The following is a 6,561-nucleotide window of genomic DNA, read 5'->3' as shown; positions in this document are numbered from 1 at the left end:
CGTATGTGCCACGTAAAACGGCCCGCCTCACCTATTGCGAAGCGGGCCGTTGCGGTTTTTAATGCGCCGGGTGCGAAAAATTTTGCGCCTGTCTACAAGGCAAGTGCCTGCCAACCGGGGATTATCGGGGATTTTCCCCCACGCCCCCGTCCGGCACCCTTTTTCCTGACAAAATGCCCTTTCAACCGGAGGCAATCCCGCATAAACCTATGATCTGGATCAGGTTGCCGTTTTCTCGCCACAGAATGCTGGTATAACGGCACCATCAGGCCGAAAGGGCCTGTCGCTCGGTGTCGCGGCGGGTCCGATGGCCTGGAATCGTTGAAGGTCGAGGTTTGGTATGCCGGTTCCCGCCCGTCCGCCGTTGTTGCGCACCCCCGCCGAGATGAACGGCGGGATGTCGCCCATTCCCGGCGGATCCTCGCTGCCGCCAACCCCGATGGCTGCCGCTCAGGGCGGGGGCGGTCTGGGCACGGCGGCCCGCCTGCATGATTTGTCCGCCGACCTGCGGGCCATCCACAACGCCATGCTGCCCTCCCCGATCCATCAGGCGCTGAACCAGCTGGGAACCACCCCCGACCCGAGCCCGGACCTGATCCGCGAAGCCTTGAGCGCGATTCTCGACCATGCCGAAAGCCTGCTGGACGCGCTGGTCGCCTGTCGCCTGCTGGAACCGGCGGTTGATGCCGCCGCCGCTCGCCCCGGCCCGCAAACCGCCCTGCGGGATGCGCAACACCTGAAAGGTGATTACGAAAACCTGATCGGCCAGTTGGCCGGACGGCTGGGCCTTGGTGCCCTCGACAGCATTTTGCGCGCCGACGCGCTGGGACGCCTGCGTGGACAAGTCCGCCGCTATCGCCTGACCCGCTGGCCTGCCCGTGGGCAGCCGCAACCGCCGACCACTGCCACTGCCGCCGCCGCATCACCACCGCCCCCACCGGCTCCCGAAGCCCCTGCTTCCGATGACAGCGAGTCGACCGTCGCCCGCGGCTGGCTGCGCCATCCGTTTGCCCTGCCCCGCCGCAACAGCGCCTTTTCTCTGGGTGCCGCCATGATGGCGATCATCATGCCGGTGTGCGGGGCCTGGTTGATCCCCGGGACGCCGGAAGCGATGCCCACCTGGGCAGCGCTGATCGCCATGACCTGCACCGCCACCACCGCCTCGATTCTGACCTCGCCGTTCCGCTGGCCCGCCAAACGCGCCCGCGCAGCAAGGCCTGCAGAGCCGCCCGTTGCGCCCCCGCCTGCCGCACCGCAGGCCCCCACCGAGGCCTCCAGCTATGACCTGTGGCTGCACGAGGTCAAACGGCAGGGGATGGCGCTCAGCGCACAGGGGGTGCCGGTGGAAACCATGGATCAGGCCGCGCTGACCGACTGGATCGAGCGCAGCGGTGAAGAAATCGCCCGCCTGATCGACAAGGCGCGGGCCCAGTCCATCGCCGCCGACATGCAGGATGACGGCGACGACGGATATGATCAGGCGTAAAAGATTTACACCGACGGCACCACCCCGGCATTGCGAGCCGCCAGATAGCGCCGAACATGGCCTTCCAGCGGGCCATCCATCGGTTCATGGCACAGCGCCATGCCCCCGAACGGCCCCGGCAGCACCACGCCATAGGACCCATCGCGGTTTTTCTTGTCTTTTTTCAGCGCCACCAGATAGCGGTCGGGGTCGATACTCACCCAGTCGGCTTGCGGGCTAACGCAGTCGGTCAGGGCGCGCAGGCGGTCATAGTCCGCCGCCGCAATCCGCCCCTGCCCCATCGCATAAAGGTTGGCCATGTCTGCCCCGAAACCAACCGCAATCCCGTGCGGAATGGCAAAGTCCGAGGCGGCCTCCAGCGCGTGCCCAAAGGTATGGCCGTAGTTCATGGTCAGGCGAATGCCGGTATCGAACTCATCCTCTTCAATGATCTGCGCCTTCAGCGACAGGGCGCGATGGATGATCGCCGGCATCGCCTGTATCGACGGAATACCGGCGGCGAAATCAACCTCAAGCTGTTCAATCGCTGCCACGCCCGACAGGGTGTGGACCTTGATCACTTCGGCCAGACCACTGCGGATATCGCGTTCATGCAAGGTGGCGAGGAAATCCGCCCAGATGACAATTTCTTTCGGCGGATAAAAATTGCCGAGGATGTTTTTCCAGCTTTTCAGGTTCAGCGAGCTTTTGCCGCCAATGCAACTGTCAGCCATTGCCAGCAGCGTCGAGGGGAAAAAGCTCCACGCCACCCCGCGCATCAGCGAGGAACAGGCAAAGGTCGCCAGATCCTGAATGATTCCGCCGCCGATCACCCCCACCCGATGGCCGCGCCGGATGCCCTTTTCCAGCAGGGCTTCACACAGCGCCAATGCCTGCGGGCCGGTTTTCTGCTCTTCGAGCGCATCCTGAAAGATCACCGCCTGCTCGGGGATCAGCGGAGCAAGGGTTGCCCGATGCAGGTCCCACACCAGCCGGTCGATCACGAACAGCGAGCACAGCCCCAGCCGTTCGGCCAGCACCGCCTGTTGCCCGGCCCCGGCAGACAGCACATGCACCTCATAGGCCCCGCTTTGGGCCTGAATGCGAAGAACCTGATTATTCGGCAAGATAGCCCCCATCAACGGCAAGAACCTGTCCGGTAATATAGCTGTTCTGCGCACTGGCGAGGAACAGCACTGCCGGAACGATGTCAGCCACTTCGGCCAGTCGGCGCATCGGCAAGCGGCTGGCGGCATCGGCCATGCCCTGTTCCCCCAGCACCCGCTCGGTCAGTTCGGTACGCACAAAGCCCGGTGCCACCGCGTTGACCAGCACCCCGTGTGGAGCCAGATCGAGTGCTGCCGCCCGCGTTTGCCCCAGCAGCCCGGCCTTGCTGGACGAATAACTGATCCGTCCGGCCCGCGACCCAATACCAAAGATCGAGGAGATATTCACAATCCGCCCGCCACCGCGCCGGATCATCAGCGGCGCAACCAACCCGGTCAGCAGGGCCGGGGCGACCAGATTGACCTCCAGAATGCGCCGGTAATCGTCGGGATCGACCTCGCGCACATCGGCAACCTTGTTGATCCCGGCATTGTTGATGCAGACATCCACCCCGCCCAGCCGCTCGATTGCCGCCATCAGGGCATCCTGCCAGCCGGGAGCCGAAAAGTCGGCCTGTATGTAGTGCAAAGGCTCGCCCGCAGCCATCCGGTCAGCCATCCATGCCGTCGGGGCTTCGCTGGTCGCTGTCGCCAGCACCACCGCTCCGGCGTGCAGAAAGGCTTCGGCAATCCCCTGACCGATCCCGCGCGAGGCTCCCGTAACAAGCACAACCTTGTTGCTAAAATCCCAGTTCATCATCCTGTGTCCCCGTTATCCCTGCCGGGCATGGGCTGCGGCCTCGGCCATCAACTCGGCAGAGGGGCGAACTCCGGTGTAAAGGGCAAACTGTTCAACGGCTTGCAGCACCGCCACCTCGGCCCCCGAAATGCACCGCTTGCCCGCCTGCCGTGCCGCCACCACCAGCGGCGTTTCCACCGGCAGGGCCACCACGTCAAACACCACCTCGGCTGCGGCAATCAGTGCGGACGGAAAGGCCAGCACATCGGCATCCGGCCCTGCCATGCCCAGCGGCGTGACGTTGATCAGCAGCGGTGCGGTTCGTCCGGTGAGGTCGGGATGCCAGTCAAAGCCATACAGCCCGGCCAAGGCCTGTCCAGCGGCAGCGTTACGGGCGATGATGCTGCCCTGCTGATGGCCACGATGGCGCAAGGCCGCCGCCACCGCCTTCGCCATTCCACCCGATCCCCGCAGCAGGAACGGCATGGCGGGGGAGACCCCGGCATCGTCAAGGCTCTGCACAATCGCCGTATAATCGGTGTTGTATCCGGTCAGTCGCCCGTCGTCGTTGACAATCGTATTGACACTGTCAATCGCCGCTGCCGAGTCTTCCAGACCATCCAGCAACGGGATCACCTGTTCCTTGAACGGCATCGAAATGGCACAGCCCCGGATGCCGAGCGCCCGCACACCGCCAATGGCTGCGGGCAAATCGGTGGTGGTGAAGGCCTTGTAGACAAAATCCAGCCCCAACCGCTCGTAGAGGTAATTATGGAAGCGGGTACCAAAAATTCCCGGACGCGCCGCCAGCGACATGCACAGGCGGGTTTGCGGTCCAAGGGGTGGTTTGTGCGGCATGGAACTCATCCTGCTGGCTGTGAAAACGGGGACAGAAAGCCCGACGGCGGGCCGTGCCGGAGTGTTGCGGCAAAGAAATCAACAAATGCGCGGACCCGCAACGCCATATGGGCATGGGCGACGTACACGGCATGGATTTGTTCGATATCACCGGGGTTAAAGGCCTCCAGCACCGGCAGCAAGCGTCCCGCGGCGAGATCATCGGCGACCCGGAATGCCCCCAGACGCGCCAGCCCAACCCCGCTGAGGGCAAGTTGGCGCAGGATCACCCCATTGTTGCCATAAGCGTTACCCGTCACCGGCAGGCGAAAGGTCTCGCCGGTCACCGGATCCCGAAAGGGCCAGTCATTGAGGGCTGGCCGGAAATTGAACCGCAAACAGCGATGGGACAGCAGATCATGGGGCTGCTGCGGTAGTCCATGGCGCGCCAGATACTCCGGTGACGCCACAACCACCCGTCTGGTTTCCAGCAATTTGCGGGCCTTCAGGGTCGAATCCCGTAAAGCACCGGAGCGGACCGCAATATCCGTCCGGTCTTCGACCAGATCAATCACCGTATCGGTCAGCGACAGGTCCAGCTCAATCCGTGGATAACATTCCAGAAAGGCCGGGATCACTGGCAACAAACAGCATTCGCCAAAGGCCACCGATGCGCTGACCCGCAACCGCCCATGCGGCTCGATCCCTTCCCCCGAAGCAACCGCCCGCTCGGCGTCTTCGATATCGGCCAGAATGGGCCGGACCCGTTCCAGATAAGTCAGACCCTCGGGTGTCATCTGGATGGTCCGCGTTGACCGCACGAACAGGGCGACTCCCAGGCGATCTTCCAGACGGCCAATTACCTTGCTGACCGCCGACGGCGTCAGGGCGAGCTTGCGGGCGGCGGCGGAAAAGCTGCCCGTCTCGGCCACCGTCAAAAAGACAGCCATCTCGCCACTGCGGTTTTCCATGCTGCGACCATACCGTTGCCTTGCCGGATTTGTGAATTTAGCGCACAGGCCTTGTTCATCAAAGCAATCTTCCGGCACAGATCAAAAGCCTCCACCTTCCCGGGTATCCCGTGACCAGCCTCCGGCACTCAGGAAAAGGACCATACTGTTGATGCCTATTGCCCTCTACGCCCTCACCATCGCCGCCTATGCCATCGGAACCACCGAATTCGTCATCGTCGGCCTGTTGCCCACCGTCGCCAGCGATTTGCAGATCACCCTGCCACTGGCCGGGCTGATCGTTTCGGTGTACGCCCTTGGCGTGACCTTTGGCGCACCGGTTCTCACCGCCCTGACCGGACGACTGAACCGCAAGCCGTTGCTGATCGCCCTGATGGTTCTGTTCATTGCCGGGAACAGTCTCGCCGCCATCAGCCCGTCGTACCCGGTGCTGTTGTTTGCCCGCGTGCTGACCGCCTTTGCCCACGGCGTATTCTTTTCCCTCGGCTCGACCATTGCCGCCGATCTGGTGCCGGAAAACCGCCGGGCCTCGGCCATTGCCCTGATGTTCATGGGGTTGACGGTGGCGATTGTCACCGGTGTGCCGCTGGGAACCTGGATCGGCCAACAGTGGGGCTGGCGGGCAACCTTTGCCGCTGTCGCCGTGCTGGGGGCCATCGCCTGCATCGCACTGGCGGTGTTGCTGCCGTCCCGCCTGCACAAGGCTCCGGTTGCCTCCCTGACAGCGCAGGTGCGTGTCCTTACGTCTGGCCCCCTGTTGCTGGTGTTCGGCATGACCGCGCTGGGCTATGGCGGAACCTTTGTCGCCTTCACCTATCTGGCAACCATTCTGGAAACCGTTACCGGCTTTGCCGCGTCAGATGTCAGCCTGATCCTGATTCTGTACGGTGTTGCCATTGCTGCCGGGAATCTGTCAGGCGGTTTTTTTGCCAACCGCCATCCTGTACGGGCTCTGGCCTGGCTGTTTTCCGCTCAGGCAGTGATCCTGGCCCTGTTCAGCCTGACCCAGCATGCCATCATTCCAACCCTGATGACTCTTGCCGCCTTGGGCTTCCTGTCGTTTGCCAGCGTACCGGGCTTGCAGCTATACGTGGTGAAACAGGCACAACAGTTCCGTCCCGGAGCGGTTGATACTGCCTCTGCCCTCAATATCGCGGCGTTCAATCTCGGTATTGCCCTCGGCGCGTGGATTGGTGGGCTGGTCGTCGCCTCCCCCCTTGGTCTGACCGCTACCCCGTGGGTCGGGGCACTGATGGTCGCAGGGGCCGTCATCCTGACGCTGCTCAGTAGTGGTCTTGCCAACAGGACTGTAGCAAAGGCTTGCTGATGAGAGGGGGAGGAAGGAAGTTTATGCGGGCTCTGCCCGCGCCCGCAAAGGGCCGCAGGGCCCTTTGATCCCGGGAGTGGGTGCGGGAATGCAAAAAGCCCCCTGGCGTGAGCCGG

Annotated in this window: 6 protein-coding genes; 2 read left to right on the top strand and 4 right to left on the bottom strand. The window is 63.4% G+C overall.

The window, feature by feature from the left end; all coding sequences use genetic code 11:
- The first annotated feature begins 340 nt into the window (after positions 1–340).
- On the top strand, positions 341–1,486 hold the full coding sequence (locus BW995_RS20075; protein ID WP_076402220.1) for a hypothetical protein: 1,146 nt from the start codon (positions 341–343) through the stop codon (positions 1,484–1,486).
- Between the two features lie 5 nt (positions 1,487–1,491).
- Here BW995_RS20075 and BW995_RS20070 read toward each other — a convergent pair whose 3' ends face one another.
- From BW995_RS20070 to BW995_RS20055, 4 genes are read right to left on the bottom strand one after another with little or no spacing between them, the layout of a single operon-like run.
- Entirely contained in the window at positions 1,492–2,604 is a 1,113-nt protein-coding gene (locus BW995_RS20070) for a 3-dehydroquinate synthase family protein (RefSeq protein WP_084195037.1), read from the bottom strand.
- The gene (locus BW995_RS20065) at positions 2,582–3,331 is read right to left on the bottom strand and encodes an SDR family NAD(P)-dependent oxidoreductase (protein ID WP_084195036.1); all 750 of its coding nucleotides are present in this window, start codon (positions 3,329–3,331) and stop codon (positions 2,582–2,584) included. Before BW995_RS20065 ends, BW995_RS20070 begins: the two co-directional genes overlap by 23 nt.
- Before the next feature lie 12 nt (positions 3,332–3,343).
- Positions 3,344–4,168 (bottom strand): shikimate 5-dehydrogenase, encoded by an 825-nt coding sequence (locus BW995_RS20060; RefSeq protein WP_076402218.1) that lies wholly within the window; start codon positions 4,166–4,168, stop codon positions 3,344–3,346.
- A 5-nt stretch (positions 4,169–4,173) separates the two neighbouring features.
- Entirely contained in the window at positions 4,174–5,118 is a 945-nt protein-coding gene (locus tag BW995_RS20055) for a LysR family transcriptional regulator (RefSeq protein ID WP_076402217.1), read from the bottom strand.
- Positions 5,119–5,269: 151 nt separating this feature from the next.
- Between BW995_RS20055 and BW995_RS20050 the strand changes: the two genes are divergently transcribed.
- Positions 5,270–6,445, top strand: coding sequence for an MFS transporter (locus BW995_RS20050; RefSeq protein WP_076402216.1), 1,176 nt, complete (start codon positions 5,270–5,272; stop codon positions 6,443–6,445).
- Positions 6,446–6,561: the final 116 nt, after the last annotated feature.

Origin of the sequence: Insolitispirillum peregrinum (assembly GCF_900156605.1) — a bacterium.
Lineage (GTDB): Bacteria > Pseudomonadota > Alphaproteobacteria > Rhodospirillales > Rhodospirillaceae > Insolitispirillum > Insolitispirillum peregrinum.
This window is presented reverse-complemented; position numbering and strand designations above follow the sequence as displayed.